General features: G+C 39.7%; 2 pseudogenes. One reads left to right on the top strand and one right to left on the bottom strand.

Going from position 1 to position 252, the window contains the following annotated elements:
* Positions 1–90 (top strand): annotated as a pseudogene (locus CIK95_RS13625) (transposase); the annotation flags it as partial.
* A gap of 35 nt (positions 91–125) precedes the next feature.
* On the opposite strand, the pseudogene CIK95_RS04680 reads toward CIK95_RS13625, so the two are convergent.
* Positions 126–252, bottom strand: a pseudogene (locus CIK95_RS04680) (transposase); the annotation flags it as partial.

The raw sequence follows: 252 nt of genomic DNA, 5'->3' as shown, positions 1-252 counted from the left end.
CATACGAAAATCAAGGCTTTTAGAACACAGTTCAGAGGTGTAGGGGATATCAGGTTCTTCATGTACAGGCTGGCAACACTTTATTCCTAACATACGGTGTTACCAACCGGAAAAATCCGCTGACCCAGAATCTTGTCATACAATGGCATAAGCTTGTTTTTCATATTGCATTTCAAGCCAGTGACAATTTCTATACCGTTGTTAAACAATCTCTCAAACAAGCCATGCGAAATATATCCTTTGTCTGCGAAT

The sequence above is a fragment of the Prevotella sp. P5-108 genome (assembly GCF_002251385.1).
Taxonomy (GTDB): domain Bacteria; phylum Bacteroidota; class Bacteroidia; order Bacteroidales; family Bacteroidaceae; genus Prevotella.
Note: the sequence above shows the minus strand (reverse complement) of the source record. Positions and strands in the feature narration are given on the sequence as shown.